Origin of the sequence: Streptomyces sp. NBC_01446 (assembly GCF_026340095.1) — a bacterium.
Lineage (GTDB): Bacteria > Actinomycetota > Actinomycetes > Streptomycetales > Streptomycetaceae > Streptomyces > Streptomyces aureus.
In genome coordinates this window covers 767,238-785,637 of record NZ_JAPEPO010000003.1, presented here as the reverse complement: position 1 = coordinate 785,637, position 18,400 = coordinate 767,238, and the positions used below count along the sequence as shown (strand labels likewise).

General features: G+C 69.7%; 11 protein-coding genes and 1 riboswitch. Of the genes, 2 read left to right on the top strand and 9 right to left on the bottom strand.

Annotated elements, in window-relative coordinates; translation table 11 throughout:
- Positions 1 to 13: 13 nt before the first annotated feature.
- Genes OG456_RS48210 through OG456_RS48185 form a run of 6 tightly spaced genes read right to left on the bottom strand, consistent with a single transcriptional unit; the run spans position 14 to position 8,610 of the window.
- Positions 14 to 733 (bottom strand): hypothetical protein, encoded by a 720-nt coding sequence (locus tag OG456_RS48210; RefSeq protein ID WP_266571437.1) that lies wholly within the window; start codon positions 731 to 733, stop codon positions 14 to 16.
- Positions 734 to 782: 49 nt separating this feature from the next.
- Positions 783 to 2,990, bottom strand: coding sequence for a glycoside hydrolase N-terminal domain-containing protein (locus tag OG456_RS48205; protein ID WP_266571436.1), 2,208 nt, complete (start codon positions 2,988 to 2,990; stop codon positions 783 to 785).
- The gene (locus tag OG456_RS48200; RefSeq protein ID WP_266571435.1) at positions 2,980 to 4,977 is read right to left on the bottom strand and encodes a beta-galactosidase; all 1,998 of its coding nucleotides are present in this window, start codon (positions 4,975 to 4,977) and stop codon (positions 2,980 to 2,982) included. The genes OG456_RS48205 and OG456_RS48200 overlap by 11 nt, the downstream gene beginning before the upstream one ends.
- Positions 4,974 to 5,903 carry a carbohydrate ABC transporter permease gene (locus OG456_RS48195; RefSeq protein WP_266571434.1) on the bottom strand — a complete coding sequence of 310 codons (930 nt, stop codon included), beginning with the start codon at positions 5,901 to 5,903 and terminating at the stop codon, positions 4,974 to 4,976. Before OG456_RS48195 ends, OG456_RS48200 begins: the two co-directional genes overlap by 4 nt.
- Positions 5,900 to 6,928, bottom strand: coding sequence for a sugar ABC transporter permease (locus OG456_RS48190; RefSeq protein ID WP_266571433.1), 1,029 nt, complete (start codon positions 6,926 to 6,928; stop codon positions 5,900 to 5,902). The genes OG456_RS48195 and OG456_RS48190 overlap by 4 nt, the downstream gene beginning before the upstream one ends.
- A complete protein-coding gene (locus OG456_RS48185; RefSeq protein WP_266571432.1) occupies positions 6,928 to 8,610 on the bottom strand; it encodes an extracellular solute-binding protein in 1,683 nt (560 codons plus the stop codon). Before OG456_RS48185 ends, OG456_RS48190 begins: the two co-directional genes overlap by 1 nt.
- A gap of 209 nt (positions 8,611 to 8,819) precedes the next feature.
- Between OG456_RS48185 and OG456_RS48180 the strand changes: the two genes are divergently transcribed.
- Together OG456_RS48180 and yicI are read left to right on the top strand one after the other, a co-directional pair.
- Positions 8,820 to 11,642 (top strand): glycoside hydrolase family 3 C-terminal domain-containing protein, encoded by a 2,823-nt coding sequence (locus tag OG456_RS48180; protein ID WP_266571431.1) that lies wholly within the window; start codon positions 8,820 to 8,822, stop codon positions 11,640 to 11,642.
- A complete protein-coding gene (yicI, locus tag OG456_RS48175; RefSeq protein WP_266571430.1) occupies positions 11,639 to 13,864 on the top strand; it encodes an alpha-xylosidase in 2,226 nt (741 codons plus the stop codon). Before OG456_RS48180 ends, yicI begins: the two co-directional genes overlap by 4 nt.
- An 18-nt stretch (positions 13,865 to 13,882) precedes the next feature.
- Here the strand turns inward: yicI and OG456_RS48170 are convergent, their stop codons facing one another.
- The 3 genes from OG456_RS48170 to OG456_RS48160 all read right to left on the bottom strand — a co-directional run bounded on the left by OG456_RS48170 (position 13,883) and on the right by OG456_RS48160 (position 18,126).
- A complete protein-coding gene (locus OG456_RS48170; RefSeq protein ID WP_266571429.1) occupies positions 13,883 to 15,607 on the bottom strand; it encodes a cellulase family glycosylhydrolase in 1,725 nt (574 codons plus the stop codon).
- A 50-nt stretch (positions 15,608 to 15,657) separates the two neighbouring features.
- Positions 15,658 to 17,136, bottom strand: coding sequence for a glycoside hydrolase family 43 protein (locus OG456_RS48165; RefSeq protein WP_266571428.1), 1,479 nt, complete (start codon positions 17,134 to 17,136; stop codon positions 15,658 to 15,660).
- Positions 17,137 to 17,385: 249 nt separating this feature from the next.
- Positions 17,386 to 18,126, bottom strand: coding sequence for a LysM peptidoglycan-binding domain-containing protein (locus tag OG456_RS48160; RefSeq protein ID WP_266571427.1), 741 nt, complete (start codon positions 18,124 to 18,126; stop codon positions 17,386 to 17,388).
- Positions 18,127 to 18,129: 3 nt separating this feature from the next.
- Positions 18,130 to 18,322, bottom strand: a riboswitch (cyclic di-AMP (ydaO/yuaA leader).
- Between the last annotated feature and the right edge of the window lie 78 nt (positions 18,323 to 18,400).

Sequence of the window (18,400 nt, the reverse complement as noted above, 5' to 3'; positions counted from 1 at the left end):
TCTGCGCGCGGGATCAGCTGCTGGACACCTTGAAGGTGTTGGTGGTGAAGTCCAGACCGCCGGCCGACGATGTGATCTCGTAGCCGAACTGCACGTCACCGATGGTCTCGTCGCCCCACCAGCCCTTGGTGTCCTTGATCCACTTGAGGATCGGCAGGACGTTCACCGTGCCGGACGTCGAGTCCGAGGTGCGCAGGAACGAGAAGACCTCGTTGGCCCCGTTGTTTCCCTTGTAGACGGTCCAGGTGTGCCCGCCCAGGCTGACGTTGCCCTGCGAGGTGCCGAGCGGGCCGACGGCTCCGTTGTAGTTGACCCAGAGCATGACCTCGTAGTCGTAGTCGCTGTCCCAGATGTCGTACGACGTGTTGTACGCGCCCGACGACGGCACCGTCACGTTGTAGGTGCTGGTGAGGGAGGACAGCGAACTGATCGACTTGTTCACGACCTTCTTCGCGTTCGGGTAGGACTTGATGCCGCCCGTGTTCGGGTGGTCGGCCCAAACACCCCAGTTCGACGACGAGTTGACCCAGATCGACTGCGCACCCGCGCCCGAACCCCAGATGTTGTTGTAGAGGGTGTAGCCGTCCGAGGTGGTGTAGTTGCCCCACTGGTCGGAGGAGGACCAGATCGCCGCCTGCGCGGGGGAAGTGGCGAGGGCGAGCAGTGCGCCGCCCGCGAGGACGGAGCCGAGGAGCGTGCGGCGGCGCAGGGAGTGTCGTGCGGTGGGTGCCATGGTGTCCCTTCCATGGGTGGTGGAGCCCGGTGGGCCCCGGTGGGGGGAACTAGTGCGTCCTCAAGATGAGTTCACGGTCCTCGCCGGCGGTCAGGCGTAGCAGGCCGTCACTGCCGGCGGGGGTTCTGAGATCGACGTGCGCGTCACGCTCCGGGCGTACGACGGCCGTGCAGCCGCCGTCGGCCCATGTCAGGTCGACGCGGGCGCCGAACCGGGTGCGCAGGCCGCGCACGGCGCCGTCCCGCCAGGCCGGCGGCAGCGCGGGCAGCAGCACGAGGCGGTCGGGCGTGGACTGCACGAGCGCGTCGGTGAGCAGGGCCGGCAAGGTGTGCGCGGCGTCGGCGTTGTAGACGTCGCGGTCCGGGTAGTGCGAGCTCATCAGGGAGTGGTGGAAGTAGTCGCCGGTCAGGACCTGGCGCAGTGCCGCGGCCACCCGGTGAGGATCGCGCAGTCGGGCCGCGATCAGGGCATGGTGCAGATGGCCGTGCGCCGAGTGGTTCTCGGCGCCGCGCAGTTCGAGCGTGCAATGCGCTGCCTTCGCCAGCTCCGGGGTGTCGTAGGGGGTGATGTCGTGGTGCGGCCACACCGGGTACAGGTGGCTGAGGTGCCGGTGGTCGTAGGTGTCGTCCAGGCCGGGCCAGGCCCATTCGGCGAGCGCACCGTCGGAGTTGACCCGGTAGTCGGGCAGCCGGTCCGCGAGCGCGTTCCAGCGGTCGCCGTCCGCTCCCGGGTGCCAGGCGGCGGCGGTGCGCAGGGCGTGCCGGGCCGCCGCGATGTCCATCGTGGCGTTGAGCGTGCCCCAGCTCGCGTTCGCGGGCCGGTTCTCCGGCGAGTACGACGGCACGACCACGAGGCGGCCGTCCGGTCCTGAGCGGGTGAGGAAGTCCTCGTAGAACAGGGCGAGTTCGGTGAGGGCGGCGGCGAGCCACGCGGGCCGCACCCCGGTCGTCTCGGCCTGCTCGACGAGCGGGGTGAGCAGCCAGTCGGCGCCCGCCGTCCACAGGTGCAGCGGCCACTCCCGCTGGAAGTGGTACGTGTGCCCCGACTCGCCGTCGGTGTGTGCGGGCGCTACGATGCCCCGCGCCCCGAAGATCTCCCGCGCGTTGTCCCGCCAGTCAGCCAGCTGACCTTGGATCAGGGCACCTTGCGCCTGGGCCACCTCGGGCAGGTCGCAGGCCGCCGCGGACGCCGTCTGGAGATTGAGGTTGGCGTCCGTGGTGAATGCCCCGGACCAGGCCGTGCCCCATTCGCCGGTCCACAGCCCGGTGAGCCGCGGCGGCAGCGTGCCGGACGCACTCAGCAGGTGGTAGCGGCCCGCCGCGAACAGCCGTTCCAGGAGGGCTGGGCTGTCGGTCCGTTCCAGCAACTCCGAGCCGGGCAGGTCGCGTTCGGAGCGTGGGGCGTCGAGAGTGAACGTGACCCGTTCATAAGCGGCGCGGTGCAGGGCCTCGTGCCGGGCGAGCAGGGTCTCGTAGGTCTCCTCCAGGTCCGGGCCCGCCAGCGAGGCGAGCGCCGCCGCCTCGGCGCCCGCGTCCAGCTCTCCGGGGTGGCGCCGCACCCGCGTGAGCAGCAGCAGTCCGGCCGCGCCGTCGATTCTTAGCCCCGCGCTGCCCACCGAGCGCCGCCCGCCCTGCACCAGCGCGACCGTCACCCCGGTGTACGCCAGATCGCTGTCCGGGTAGCGGCAGCGCAGTGTCAGCCAGGCGCCCTGGGGTGTCAGGACGAGGCTGCGGCCGACCCCGAGCCCGTCCGGCACACCGGTGAGGCGGTGGTCCAGGGACACGTCGCCGTCGAGCCCGGGCCCGGTGACGTACTGCACGACGACATCGTCGGCCCGCGACACGAACACCCGCCCGCGCCACCCGCTGCACCGCGCCTCGGCCACTCCCGTCGCGAAGGCGACTGCGCGCCGGTAGCCGCGCCACACCACGCTGTCCCGCACGAACCGCACCTGGAACGCCGGATGGAACGCCTGCACCCAGCGCAGCGCCCGACCGTCGGTGAAGTGCTCGGCCGCCGTGACATCGCCGGCCAGCAACTGTTGCTGGATGTACGGGAGTTGGGCGGCGAGCGCGGGCGGTCGTGGGCGCGGGCCGCCGTCCGGGCGGACCAGCGCGTGATGAGTGACGATCACCCGGTCATCGTGCGGGTCGCCGAACACGAGAGCGCCGTGGGTGCCGTTGCCGCTGAGGAAGGCGTCCTCCCAGCGCGTGGCCGGCGCCGGTTCCCAGGTGCCGTGCGGATGGTCAGCCGGCATCGTGCCCCCGCGTCGTCGTCCCGAGAGCGAGAATCGCGACACCGAACCGCCCGAGAGTCACGGAACCGGAGTGTTCGGCCCCCGTCAGCAGATCCCGGTACGTCGTGTCGTCCGGCAATGCGACGGTCACCTCGTCCCGACCATGGTGCAGGAGGAACAGCAGCTCGCCGCGGCGTACGGCCTCCACACCTGCGGGGAGGCCGGTCAGCGGAGGCCGTACGCCCGCCTCGGCCGCCACGTCCTCGAGCAGTGAGCGCAGCGCCGGGGGTTCGGGAAGCGTCGAGAGGTACCGGGCCCGGTCGCGCCGCAGCACGGCCGGCAGCCCGTCGAGCTCGCCACCGCGGTACACGGCACTGACCTCGGTGCCGGGCTCGGCCGTCAGCTCCTCCGACCACAGGGTGCCGGTGAACTCCCCGCAGTCCACGGTCTCGTCGGGGTCCAGCGGCCACCACTCGTGCACCGTACGGATCCCGAACAGCGCGCGCAGCCGCGCGTCCATGCCGCCGGGCCGCACCCGGTCGTCCGCGTCGGCGACCCCGGTGAAGAACCCGGCCACGAGCGTGCCTCCGCCGCGCACATACGCCAGGAGATTCTCGATCGCCGCGTCCGTGAGCAGGTACAGGTGCGGCACGACCACCAACTTGTAGGCGGACAGGTCGTGTTCGGGGTGCGCGAAGTCGGTGGTGAGATGCGCCTCCCACAGGGCCCGGTGCCAGGCCCGCACCACGTCCTCGTACGTGACGTGCGCCGACGGCCTGCCGTCCTGGCAGCCGGCCCACCAGGAGTGCCAGTCGTGCAGTACGGCGACATCGGCGGCGACATGAGTACCCGCGACCTGCGATCCCAGCTCCGCAAGTTCCGCACCGATCTGCTTCACCTCGGCGAACGCGCGGCCCTCCTCGCCCGCGTGGCCGACCATCCCGGAGTGGAACTTCTCGGCGCCCTGCCGGGACTGCCGCCACTGGAAGTAGCAGACGGCGTCCGCGCCGCGCGCCACCGTCTGCAGCGACCAGAGCCGGTTGAGGCCGCGCGGCTTGGGGTGGTTCACGCCGCGCCAGTTGACCGGCCCCGCCGCCTGCTCCATCACCATCCAGGGGCCGTGTGCCTGGCTGCGCGTCATATCGGCGATCATCGCGTTGTACTGACCGCCCAGCGGGTCCCGCGGATCCGGGTACACGTCGACCGACACCACGTCCTCCCGCTCCGCCCACGCCCACGCGTCCTGGCCGATCCACAACGGCATGAAGTTGGTGGTGACCGGGACGCGGGCGGGGGAGTGCCGTCGGACGATGTCCCGCTCGGCCGTGTAGCACTCCAGCAGCGCGTCCGAGGTGAAGCGGCGGAAGTCGAGGACCTGCGCCGGATTGTGCAGGTACTGGGCGCGGCGCGGCGGAATCACATCAGCCCACGTCGCCAGGTGCTGGCTCCAAAAGGCCGTGCCCCACGCCTCGTTGAGTGCGGCGAGCGTGCCGTACTTCGTGCGCAGCCAGTCGCGGAAGGCGCGCGCCGCCTCGTCGCCGTAGTCGAACGTGCAGTACTCGTTGTTGATGTGCCACATCCGCAGGGCGGGGTGGTGCCCGTAGCGGATCGCGAGGTCCTCGGTGATCGCGGAGGCATGGCGGCGGTACGCCCTGGAGGAGTGCGCGAACTGCTGGCGCGAGCCCCACCAGACGGTCTGCCCGTTCTCGTCGCGCGGCAGCGTCTTCGGGTGCAGTCGCCCCAGCCACGGCGGCGGTGACGCGGTCGGTGTCGCCAGGACGACGCCGATGCCGTGCGCGTGCATCAGGTCCATCAGGCGGTCGAGCCAGCCGAACTCCCTTGCCCCTGGGGTCGGTTCGAGCTTCGCCCAGGAGAAGACGCCGAGTGTCACCGAGGTGACGCCGGCCTCCTTCATCAGCCGGACGTCGTCGGCCCACACCTCCTCGGGCCACTGCTCGGGGTTGTAGTCGCCGCCGTACAGCAGGCGGCCGTCGTGTGCGATGGTCACCCCTTCACCGCCCCCGTGAGCATGCCCTTCTTGAAGTGTCGCTGGACGAACGGGGAGGCGACGGCGACCGGGATGAGGGCGAGCACCATCATCGCCATCTGGAGTCCCAGGGCGGACAGTTCACCCGCATTGACCCGCTGGCTCAGCCCTGTCGGCAGCGCCGTGTTCTTCTGCACGAGCTGCATCAGCACGTTCTGAAGCGGCAGTTTCGCGGGATCGTCGATGTAGATCATCGCGTTGAACCAGGCGCTCCAGTACGCCACCGCGTAGAACAGCGAGATGACGGCGATGACCGCGCGGGACAGCGGCATGATGATCGTCCACAGGATTCTGAAGTCCCCGGCCCCGTCGATCCGGGCGCTGTCCGTCAGCTCCTGCGAGATGTTCATGAAGAACCCACGCAGCACGAGGACGTTGAAGACACTCACCGCGCTCGGAAGGATCAGCGAGAGGTAGCTGTCGGTGAGCCCCAGCGTCTGCACGAGGAGATACGTCGGGATCAGTCCGGCGCTGAAGAACATCGTGGTCATCAACGCCATCAGCAGCGCCCGGTGCGCGAACGACCCGGGCCGGGACAGCCCGTAGGCGGCGAGCACCGACACCACCATCGAGAACAGCGTGCCGAATCCGGTCACCCCCAGCGAGACCAGCATGGCCCGGCTGACCTGGCCGCCACTGAGCAACTCCTTGTAGTTGACGAAGGTGATGCCCTCGGGCCACAGCACCAGGCCGCCCGCGGAGTCGATGACGTGTCGGGGCGACAGACTCGTGACGATCACGACCCACAACGGGCCGAGCACCACCAGACAGCACAGGGCGATGATCAGCCCCTTGGCTCCGAGCCCCGCCTTGGTCGGCGGCTCCTCCCACGCCGGGCGCTCGGAGGCCCGCCAGAGCGGGCGCGGACGTTCGACCGTGACACTCACTTCTTGTACACCCCTTGCTCGCCGAGGAGATGGGCGAACTTGTTGGCCGCGAGGACCAGACAGATCCCGACCACACCCTTGACCAGGCCGACCGCGGCCGCGTAGCTGAAGTCACCGTTCTGGATGCCGGTGCTCCACACATACGTGTCGAGCACTTCGGAGGCTCCCGCCCCCACCGCCTTGCGCTGCAGCAGGATCTGCTCGAAGCCCACGGTCAGCGCGTCCCCGACCCGCAGCACGAGCAGCAGCGCGATCACCGGGCGCAGCGCGGGCAGCGTGACATGCCACATGCGGCGCCACCGGCTCGCGCCGTCCATCGCCGCTGCCTCGTACAGTTCGGGGCTGACGGAGGCGAGCGCCGCGAGGAAGACGATGACGGCCCAGCCGGCGTCCTTCCAGATCATTTGCGCCGTCAGCAGATACTTGAAGATCCCGGCGTCCGTCATCAGGTCGAAGCCGTCGACCCCGTGGTCCTGGAGGATCTGTGCGATCAGTCCGGCCCCGCCGAACATCTGCTGGAAGACCGTGACGACGAGCACCCACGAGAAGAAGTGCGGCAGATACAGGATCGCCTGCGACAGGGCCCGCACCCGGGGCCTGACCACACTGTTGATGAGCAGGGCCAGCGCGATCGGCACGGGAAAGAACAGCAGGAGCTGGATGAGGAAAAGGACCAGCGTGTTCTGCAGGGCGTTCCAGAAGTCGGCGTCCTCGACCATCCGCTGGAACTGTTCGAGCCCCACCATCGGTGAGTGCAGGATCGCTGTGATGCCGTTGGTCGAGACGTACGGGTTGTAGTCCTGGAACGCGACCACATTGCCGAGCAGCGGAAGGTAGTTGAAGAGCAGGAGCAGCCCGATCGCGGGCAGCGTCATCAGGATCAGCGTGCGGTCACGGCGCAGCCGGATCCGCCAGGTGATGCCGCCCTTACGGGCGTCGGGTCGGGCCGTCCCGCTCCTGCGGCGCTCGCGCCTGCGGACGGCCTTCTCGGCCGTCCGGGGCGGTCGCTGGGCCTGCAGAGCCATCAGGACGCGCTGCCGTTCTCGTCGAGGAGCTTCTTGTACCAGTCGCGCAGCTTGTCGCCACCGCCCGACTTCCAGCTGCTGATGGCTTGCTGGACGTCGCTCAGCTTCTTGTTGCCGCGGACGTAGTCGTCCTCCAGCTGCTCGAACTTGTCCTCCAGGTTGGCGTAGCGCGACGGCTCGACGATGGTCATGCCGTAGAACGGCGTCTTGGTGACGAACGCGCCCATGCGCTGCTGCCACTCGACCATCGCCCTGGTGACGTCGGGCAGGTCGGGGTAGGCGAAGAACGGCGCCGGGCCCGACAGCATCTGCCAGGTGTTGAGCGCCTGGGCGTTGCCCTTCTCGGTCTTCTTCGGGACGCCGTCGGTGATCGTGAAGTGGGTGCCCTCCTCGCCGTAGTAGGCGAGCATGTGCTCCTTCGTGCCCACGGGCGCGGCGGCGTAGTTGGCGGCCGCCAGCGCGTTCTCCACGATCTCCTTGGGCGCGTTCTTGCGGAGGAACGCCCAGACGTTGGCCGGCGTGCCCGCGTACAGCGTCGGGTCGCCACCGTCGGCGCCGAAGATGTCCATGGCGGCCATCTCGAAGTCGGGGTAGGCCTTGCTGCCCTGCATCTCGGCGGTCTTGCCGTACCAGTAGGCGATGTCGCCGTTGCACATCATGACCTTGCCGCTGGTGAAGCGGAGGAACCCGTCGCCGGTCTGTGCCTTGGCGTCGGGGTGCACGACGCCCGCCGCGTACAGTTTGCGGGTCCACTCCAGGGCCTCGAGGTACTCGTCGGTCTCCAGGCGCTTGACCAGCTTGTCGCCGTCCAGCTTCCAGCCGAGCGCCTTCTCGCTGCCGCCGAGCGAGCCGAAGATGTTGAAGGAGGACCACTTCATGTCGTCGCAGCCGTAGACCCCCGCCTTCTTGCTGGTCATCTCCTTGGCGAGGTCCAGGAACTCCTGAGCGGACTTGGGCGGCTCCCAGCCCTTCTTGCCGAAGAGGTCCTTGCGGTAGAAGGGCGCGATGTTGGGGAGGTACGAGTACGGGTACGGGATGCCGCGAAGCTTCCCGCCGAAGATGCCGCGCCGCCAGGCGTCCTGCGGTACCGCCGCCAGGTTCGGGTACTTCTTCACCTTGTCCCCGGCCAAGTAGGGGCCGAGGTCCGCCATCTTCGCGACCAGCGCGGAGGGGATCTTCCCGGACAGCTCCCAGCCGGGCACGATCATCACGTCGGGCAGCGAGCTGGAGGCGAGCACGGCGCCGATCTTCTCGCCGTAGGTGTTGCCGTCCTGGTTCTGCCAGCTGACCTGGACCCCGGAGGCCTTGTTGAGCGCGGTGTAGTACTCGCAGTCGGACTTCGGTGGCGGCCCCCAGAACGGGGCCATGATCTTCACCTGGGCACCCGTGCCGAGCTTCTTCGGCACCGAGGTGGCGAGTTTGTCCAGGTCGACCTTGCTTGTGAAGCCCACACAGGAGCCGTTCTTCGACGCGATGTCGGGGGTGACGATGCTGCGTGCGGCGAAGGTCGGCAGCAGCTTCTTCGCGGACTTGCCCGAAGTCGCCCCCTCGCCGGACTCGGCGGACCCGCCGCAGGCGGCGAGCAGCGGCATCCCGCCGGCCACCGCTGCGGCGGCCACGGCGGTGGAGGCGAGGAAACTTCTCCGGCTGGGTGCGGAGGCGGAGGGCGAGTTCGGCGTCATTGCGGTAACCCTTCGGGAACGCGTTGCGCATTTGTCGAAGCGCTTCGATGTTGCAGCGAGGTTAAGGGAGCGCTTCCGCGGTCACAAGACCGGTGCACGGAATTCCTGAACGGGCGATTCCTGTCAGCCACTTGACACCTGCCGACCTCACTACGGAGCATCGAAGCGCTTCGAAGATTTTCTGACCTCCTTCGCCAAGGGACCCGCACGTGACCGAAAGACTCCCGCTCCACCCGGACGCGGCACCGCCCACGGACAAGCGCGTCGACGACCTGCTGTCCCGGCTCACCCTCGACGAACGCATCGCGCTGCTGCACCAGTTCACGCCGGGTGTGGAGCGGGTCGGCCTCGCCGCGTTCCGCACCGGGCAAGAGGCGCTGCACGGCGTCGCGTGGATGGGCCCGGCCACCGTGTTCCCGCAGTCCGTCGGGCTCGGCGCGACCTGGAACGACGACCTGGTGCGACGGATCGGCGACGCCGTCTCCGCCGAGGTCCGCGCGATGCGCGAGCACGACGACCGGATCGGCCTCAACGTCTGGGCTCCCACGGTCAATCTGCTCCGCCACCCGCTGTGGGGCCGGAACGAGGAGGGCTACTCCGAAGACCCGCACCTCACCGCCGCCATCGCCACCGCCTACACGCGCGGCCTGCGCGGCACCCACCCCACGTACTGGCGCACCGCCCCCGTCCTCAAGCACTGGCTCGCCCACAACAACGAGACGCTCAGGGACACGTCGAACTCCTCCGTCCGCCCCCGCGTCCTGCACGAGTACGACCTCAAGGCCTTCCGCGCCCCCGTCGAGGCGGGCGCCGTCGCCGGCGTCATGCCCGCCTACAACCTGGTCAACGGTCGGCCCAACCACATATCGCCTTATCTGCGCGAGCAGTTGCGGACCTGGACCGGCCAGGAACTCCTCGTGTGCTCGGACGCGGGCGCGCCCAGCAACCTCGTCGACTCCGAGCACTACTTCGACACCCACGAGGAGGCCACCGCCGCCGCCCTCGTCGCGGGCGTCGACAGCTTCACCGACCACAGCACCGACTCCTCGACGATCACCGGGCGGATCCGCCGCGCCCTCGACCAGGGCCTGATCTCCGAGTCCGACATCGACACCGCCGTGCGCCGGCAGCTCGATGTGCGGCTACGCCTGGGCGAGTTCGAGGACCGCGACCCCTTCGAAGGCGCCGGGGCCTTCGACACGGAGGAACACCGCACCCTCGCGCAGGAGGCCGCCGAGCAGGCGGTCGTGCTGCTCAAGAACGGCGGGTTGCTGCCGCTGCCCGACACCGCCCACATCGCCCTGGTCGGCCTGCTCGCCGACGAGTGCAAGACGGACTGGTACAGCGGCACCCTCATCCACCGCTCCACACCGCTCGACGGCCTCTGCGAGCGGTTCGGCACCGAGCACGTCACCTTCGCGGAGGGCGTGGACCGGGTGCGGCTGCGCTGCGACGCCGGATGGCTGTACGTGCCCGAGAGCGACGCCGACGCGAGCGTGCCCGGTGCCGAGGGTGCCCTCGACCCCGCCCTCCTCGCCGGCCGTACCGACCTCCCGCCGCTCACCACCGCCACCGAATCGGGCACCGAACTCGCCCTCGTCGACTGGGGGAACGACCTGCTCACCCTGCGCGCACCCGACGGACGCTACCTGTCCGTCGCCGAGGACGGCTTCGTGCGGGCGTCCGCCGAGCAGCCCGGCGGCTGGGTCGTCCAGGAGACGTACACCCTGGAACGGCACGGAAACGCTCACCTCCTGAGGCACACGGGCACCGGCCGGTACGTCGCTGTCGCCGCCGACGGCGTGAAGGTTGCCGAGCAGGGCACGGCATTCCAGGTGGAGTACGTGGAGCGCGGCGCCGACGCCGTGGCACGGGCAGCCGCCGACGCCGACGTGGTGATCGTCGTCGCGGGCAACGACCCGCACATCAACGGCCGAGAGACCGAGGACCGTACGACCCTCGCCCTCCCCGACCACCAGGACCGGCTGTGGCGAGCGGCCCGCGCCGCCAACCCGAACACCGCCCTGGCCCTGATCGGCGCTTACCCCTACGCCGTGCCCGACGCGGACACCGAACTCCCCGCCCTGCTGTGGACCGCCCACGGCGGACAGGCCGCCGGCCGTGCCCTCGCCCGGGTCCTCGCGGGCGACGTCAGCCCCGCCGGACGCCTCCCGCAGACCTGGTACGCCGTCGACAGCGACCTGCCGGACCTGCTCGACTACGACGTCATCGGCTCCCGCCAGACCTACCTCTACTTCGAGGGCACACCGCTGTACCCCTTCGGACACGGCCTGTCCTACGCCTCGTTCGACTACGACGGACTCTTCGTGCACCGAGGCGCGGACACACTTGAGTGCACCTTCACCGTCACCAACACCGGCACCACCCCGGCCGACGAGGTCCCGCAGCTGTACGTCCGCCCGCTCGGCATGCCCGTGCCGCGCCCGCGCCGCCAGCTCCTCGCGCACCGCCGCATCGCCCTCGAGCCGGGGGCGTCGCAGCGCGTCACGTTCTCCGTGCCCGTCGCCGACCTCGGCCACTGGGACGTCGCCCGCGGCCGCTGGAGCGTCACCTCGGGCACGTACGAACTCCTCGTCGGCGCCTCCAGCGAGGACATCCGCCTCACCGCGCGCCTGACCCTCGACGGCGACAAGCCCGCGCCCCGGCCTGTGCTCGTCGACGGCCTGGACGCGGCGGCGTACGACGAACAGCGCGACACGGCGATCGTCGACCGCACGAAGACGTCCGGCGACGCCGTCACCGCGACCGGACCCGACGCCGAACTCCTCTACAACGCCTGCGACCTCGGCACCAACGGAGTCAGCGCAGTGCGCGTGACGGTCGCGGGCGCGGGCACCGTCGCGATCGGGGACGGCGGCACGGTCACCGTCCCGGCAACCGGTGGCCCGTACAACTACGTCACACTGGACGCCGACTTCACCGCCCGCGGAGTACGTGACCTGCGCGTGCGCCTCGGCGGCGAGGTCCGTCTGGCCCGGCTCACCTTCATCCCACGGGGGACCACCGTATGAAGTTCACCGACGGTTTCTGGCTGATGCGCGAAGGGGTCCACGCCGCATACGCCACCGAGGTCCGCCAGATCCTGGCCGCCGACGACCGGTTCACCGCCTATGCCGCCGTCCGGCACGTCCGCGACCGCGGCGACACCCTCAACCAGCCACTGATCACGGTCGACTGCTTCGCCCCCGCCGAGGGCGTCATCGGCGTCCGCTTCACCCACCACGCCGGCAAGCGGCACCGGGGCCCCGACTTCGAGCTGCTGCCCGCCGAAGGCGGCGCCGGCGCGCAGGTGACCCGCGAGGGCACGGTCACCGAGCTGACGACGGGCCCGCTCACCGTCCGCCTGGACACGGCAGGGGAGTGGGGACTGGAATTCCTCGACTCCACAACAGGACGCCGACTGACGGCCGTTGAGGGCAAGGGCACCGCCTTCGCCACCACCCCCGACGGCGCCCACCACATGGTCGCCCAGCTCGCTCTCGGCATCGGCGAGCACATCTACGGCCTCGGCGAACGCTTCACCCCGTTCGTCAAGAACGGCCAGACGGTGGACATCTGGCAGGCCGACGGCGGCACCAGCAGCGAACAGGCCTACAAGAACGTCCCGTTCCACCTCTCCTCCCACGGCTACGGCGTCCTCGTCAACCACCCCGGGAAGGTCGGCTACGAGATCGGCACGGAGTCCGTCGGCCAGCTCCAGTTCAGCGTCGAGGACCAATCGATCGAGTTCTACGTCGTCGCGGGCCCGACCCCGAAAGACGTGCTGCGCCGCTACACCGCGCTCACCGGCCGCCCCGCCCTCCCGCCGGCCTGGTCGTTCGGCCTGTGGCTCACCACCTCCTTCTGCACCGAGTACGACGAGGAGACGGTCACGTCGTTCGTCGACGGCATGGCCGAGCGCGACATCCCGCTCACCGTCTTCCACTTCGACTGCTTCTGGATGCGCGAGTACCAATGGTCCGACTTCACCTGGGACCCGGACGTCTTCCCCGACCCGGTCGGCATGCTGCGCCGCCTCAAGGCACGCGGGCTGCGCATCAGCATGTGGATCAACCCGTACATCGCCCAGAAGTCCCCACTCTTCGACGAGGGACTGGCGTTGGGCCATCTGGTCCGCAAGCCGAACGGCGACGTCTGGCAGTGGGACCTGTGGCAGCCCGGCATGGCGCTCGTCGACTTCACCAACCCGGGCGCGCGCGACTGGTACGCGGGCAAGCTGCGCGGCCTGCTCGACATGGGCGTCGACAGCTTCAAGACGGACTTCGGCGAACGCGTTCCGACCGACGTCGTCTGGCACGACGGCTCCGACCCCGCGCGCATGCACAACTACTACGCGCACCTCTACAACCGCACCGTCTTCGAGCTGCTGGAGAAGGAGCGCGGCAGCGGAGAGGCGGTCGTCTTCGCCCGCTCGGCGACGGCCGGCGGCCAGCAGTTCCCGGTGCACTGGGGCGGTGACTGCTTCGCCTCGTTCACGGCGATGACGGAATCGCTGCGCGGCGGCCTCTCCCTGTCCTTGTCGGGCTTCGGCTTCTGGTCGCACGACATCGGCGGCTTCGAGGGCACCCCCGACCCGGCCGTCTTCAAGCGCTGGCTCGCCTTCGGCCTGCTCTCCTCGCACAGCCGCCTGCACGGCAATGTCTCGTACCGGGTGCCGTGGGCGTTCGGCGAGGAAGCGGTGGACGTGGCACGGAAGTTCACGCGCCTCAAGCACCGCCTCATGCCGTACCTGTACGGGGCGGCGGTCGAGGCGCACCGCACCGGCGTACCCGTGATGCGCCCGATGCTCCTCGACTTCCCGGACGACCCCACGTGCCGGGTCCTGGACCGCCAGTACATGCTCGGCCCCGACCTGCTCGTCGCGCCGGTGTTCTCGGCGGACGGCGACGTCGAGTTCTATCTGCCCGAGGGCACGTGGACGCGGCTGCTGACGGCGGAGCGGGTCGAGGGCGGGCGCTGGCTGCGCGAGACCCACGGCTTCGACAGCCTGCCGCTGTTCGTCCGTCCCGGTGCGGTCGTCCCGCTCGGCGCGGACGACGGGCGCCCCGACGGCGACTGGACCGACGGCGTCACCCTGCTCGTCGCGCCGGGCGCGCGAGACGTGACCGTGACGGTGCCGGACCACGACGGGAGCCCCGCCGCCGCGTACCGGGTCCGCCGGGACGCCGTCGACGGGGCGATCACGGTGGAGGTGACGGGGACGGAACCCCTTTACGAGGTAAGGGAGTTGTAGCCCTTCCGACGTGGTCGGTCAGGAGGCGGCGGTGCCTGTCACTGTGTCTCCCGACCGGGTCACGTGGTACGTGACGGAGGCGCCGCTCCAGAAATGGAAGGTGAGAGTCACCGGCACACCGTCCTTGAGGGAGTTCAGGAAGTCGGCCGTGAGCCTGAGCGTGCCGCCGTCGTAGTCCGGGGCGAACGCGGCGCCGAACTGCTGGTACGAAGTCCAGTCGGCCGGACCCGCGTTGGTGCCGTCGGCGTATCTGGCCTCCATGGTAGCCAGGGAGTCGCCCCGGAACTGGGCGGGGGCCGCGAAGGAGCCGGTCGTCCCCGTCGCGCCCGCGAGGACAGGCGGGTCGTACGTCGTCACGTCGATCCGCCACGGCACGCCGGACGAGAACCGGGCCTGAAGCGTCGCGTTCACCCCGTACGCGCGGTCCCCCGTCAGCCGGGTCAGCGCGGCCGCTGTCAGTGTGAGTCGGTCACGGGACACGGTGTAGTCGGCGCCCTGGGCGAGCTTGGTGCCGCCCTGCCAAAGTCCCCTGAACGACGTGCCGTTGAGGTTCATGGTGAGCGACTGGTCGGTGACCGGGCCGGCCTTGCGGACATACACCGTATCCGCCGAAGCAGTGCCCGAGCGCGTCGTCCAGCTCGACTTGACGAGGGCGAACAGGACGGGGTCGCGCCACTGCAGCGTCTCGCGGTTCAGCAGCGAGAACGGGTCCCACAGCGCGGTGGTGACGCCGTTGACGCGGGCCGTGTGGCCGAGCGCCTCGAAGTACTTCAGGGCCTCGCCGCGCTCGACGTAGTCCTGGTGCGTGTAGTCCGGGTAGCTCAGGAGTCCGTACTCGCCGAGATACACCGGAATACCCTTGGCGACGAACGTGTCGTGCATCCGCGCGAAGGCGTCGGTCATGTCCTGCTGGACGGTGGCGTCGAAGCGGGTGTAGCCGGCGATGTTCACACTGAACGGCCAGAAGCTGTAATAGTGCACGGTCGCGACCAAGTTGGGGTCGTGGAGCACGTCGATGGTGGCTGCCAGGTCGTCCATGAGGGTCTGGTCCGGGGTGGCGCCGACGGTGGGCAGGACGAGGAGGCGCTGCGCGTTCGTGCCGCCCGACGCGCGCACGATCCTGTGGAACGAGGTGTTGAGCTCGTCGACCAGCTCCATCTTGTGGACGTCGTCGGCGTTGTCGAAGGCCGGTTCGTTGATGCTCTCGAAGAGCAGCGTGCGCGGTTCGTCCTTGAACGCGGTGGCGATCTGCTGCCAGGTCGCGTCGTAGCGGGCGAGCACCTGGTCGTGGTCGGTGGCCATCTTGTTGATCCACTGCCAGGAGTCGTGGTGCACGTTCAGCACGACGCGCAGACCGTCCGCCTGCGCCCAGTCGACCACCTGCCGAACCCGGCTCAGGAACGCGGCGTCGACCGTGTAAGGCGCCTGCGCCGACTGGTGGTTGCCCCAGGTGACGGGGATGCGCACGCTGCGGAAACCCTGGCTCTTGACGGTGTCGAAGAGCTCCTTGGTGACCGGCGGGTTTCCCCAGGACGTCTCGTCGGGGATGGCGTCGAGGGTGTTGCCCAGGTTCCAGCTGGGCTGCATGGCGGCGACGGTGTGCATGGCGGAGACGGTCGCGGAGGGAGCGGGGCGGGCGGCCGCCACAGCCCCGGTCTGGGAGGTGCCGACGGTGGAGGTCAAGGCCAGAAAGAGGCCCGCCACCCATCCGACGCGGCGTCTGCGGCTCCGTGCTTGTCTCATACGGGTCCCCTTCAGCTGCTGAGTTCAGTGGCTCCGGCCGGCGGTCGGGTTCAGATGGCGAGCGGTTCGTAGCGAAACCAGTCGAAGTGGGCGGTGCCGGTCGCGGCGTACAGGCCGATGACGCGGCCGGTGAACCCGCCGGCGACCTCGGTCGACAGATAGCGGCCGTCGAGGGCCGCGAGGGCGGTGAACGTGCCGTCCTGCTCCTCGACTCCGAACGTGAGCGTGTCAGGGCCGGTGCGCGCGTCGCGAGGGCTGTCCGTGCAGGCCACGTCGACGCCGAGAACGAGCGGCCCGCCGGCCGTCGCCCGGGAGGTAGAGGCCACCACGGTGCGCAGCGGCCCGACGCGGGCGATCACCCGTACTTCGGCGGCGTCGGCCTCGATCTCGTAGTGGTGCCGCTCGTCGAGCCGGACCGCGAGGCCTGCGGTGCCGTCCGCCGGGTCGAGGTGGGTGCGGACGCGGCAGGAGAGGTGCTGCTGCCGGTGGCCCACGAAGGTGACGTCGCCGGCGTCGAGGCCGTCCCCGAGGGCGTGCAGCGTCAGCCGACCCGGCCGTTCCTTCGTGGTGCAGTGCCGCGGGGAGCGGTGACGGAGCGAGATCCAGCAGGGCTGCAGATCGGTGTCGTCGAAGTCGTCCGTGAAGGGTTCGGCGGAGGCGGGCGCGGGGCCGCCCGTCGCGGGCGGGCCGACGACCGGCCAGCCGTCCTCCCAGGTCACCGGCGCGAGGAAGGTCTCGCGGCCGAGCACGTGCCAGCCGGGGGTGCCGCCGCGCGGCCGCACCCCGAGGAACACCATCCACCACGTGCCGTCGGGCGCCTGCACCAGATCGGCGTGCCCGGTGTTCTGGACGGGTTCATCGGTGCTGCGGTGGGTCAGGACCGGATTGGCCGGACAAGGTTCGAAGGGGCCGGTGGGCGCGGGGCCGCGGGCCACGGACACGGCATGCCCACGCTCGGTGCCGCCCTCGGCGATCAGCAGGTACCAATGGTCACCCACGTGGTACAGGTGCGGCGCCTCCGGAGCCTTGGCGCCCGGCGTTCCGGACCACAGCGGGCGCGGCTCGCCGAACGTCTCGCCGGTGTACGGGTCGATGCGGACCTGGGAGATCCCGGCGACCGTGACCCAGCACGCGCCGTCCTCGTCCCAGGCGAGATCGGGGTCGATGCCGGGGACACCGGGCAGCGGGACCGGGTCCGACCAGGGGCCCGCCGGGTCGGTCGCGGAGACGAGCAGATTGCCGCCGTCCTCGCTCACATTGGTGACGATCAGCCAGAAGCGGCCGTCGTGGTGGCGCAGCGTGGGCGCGTAGATCCCGGCGGAAGAGGGTGTGTCCCAGGGCAGCCGCAACTGGCCGGGCCGGTCGAGGACGTTGCCGATCTGCCGCCAGTGCACCAGGTCGCGACTGTGGAAGAGCGGCACCCCGGGGACGTACTCGAAGCTCGAGCACGCGAGGTAGTAGTCGTCGCCGACGCGGCAGACGCTGGGGTCCGGGTGGAACCCGGGGATGACCGGGTGCGGGTCTGCCATGCTGTGTCTCTCCCTGGTGTCGAAGCGCTTCGATTCGCGGGGAGGATATGCACGGGGGTCATGGCGCGCAAGGGGTTGGACAGGACGTAAACGGGCCCTGAAGTCCCTTCGTGCTTACGGGACTTCAGGGCCACGGCATCATCGATGCGCTTCAACAGGCAGTCGTTGGGGAGGTCCTACTCGTACGGCAGGCACGGGACGAGCCCGGTCCGCCCGCGACGACTGCGAGTCTGATGGTGAAACCGGCTGTCAGTACGCGCCGTTCACGTTGTCGATCGAGCCGTACTTGGCGGCCGCGTAGTTGCAGGCGGCGGTGATGTTGGCGACGGGGTCGTAGCTGTTCATCGAGGTGCCGGCCACGTGGTAGGCGGCGAACGTGGGGTCGATGACCTGCAGGAGCCCCTTGGACGGGGTGCCTGCGACAGCGTTGGAGTCCCAGTTGTTGATGGCCAGCGGGTTGCCGGAGGACTCGCGCATGACGTTGCGGTGGATGCCCTCGTAGGAGCCGGGAATCCCGTGCTTGGCCATGATGTCGAGCGACTCCTTGATCCAGCCGTCGAGGTTGTTGGTGTAGGACTTCTTCGCCGGGGCTGCGGTGAGCGCGGTCCGCTGCTCGGAGCGGTCGGCCCGTTCGGTGGACGCCCTGGTGGCCGCGGGCTTGGCCGGGCTCTTCGTGCCGAGCGTGAGCTTGATGCCGGGGTGGATCAGCCCCGGGTTGTCACCGACGGTGGCTCGGTTGTCCTGGTACAGCTTCTTCCAGCCGCCGCTCAGAGAGTGCTCTCGGGCGATCTTGACGAGGGAGTCGCCCTGGGCGACGACGTACGTCGTGGAGGCCGCGGCGCTCTTTGCGGCAGGGACGCCCTGGGCCGCGCCGGCGCTGGTCGCGCCGAGCACCGGGAGAACGAGCACAGCCGCGCCCGTGCCTGCGACGGCGATTCCCCGGGTGAGCGAGATGGACTTGGTGCGGCGGTGCTTTCCCTTTGAGGGCATGTTCTGTTTCCTCTCCGTCGCCTACGAGGTGAGCTGTCGGGTTCGGACGGGAGATGTCCGGACGCACTGCGAATGCGACTTCACCCCGAGCCGTTCCGGAAACCGGATCGGCGGCTTAACTGGGTCCCCCGCTCCTGCCGTGAGTAACCGAGTAGGTGGGGTTCCGGACAGCGGCAGGATTCGGCGTTCCATCCGGATTGACGGTGACATTAGGCGAGAAGGAGCGGGCGGAACAAGACCAGAATTCCCACAGGGGAATGTGAGAGCCCTTTCT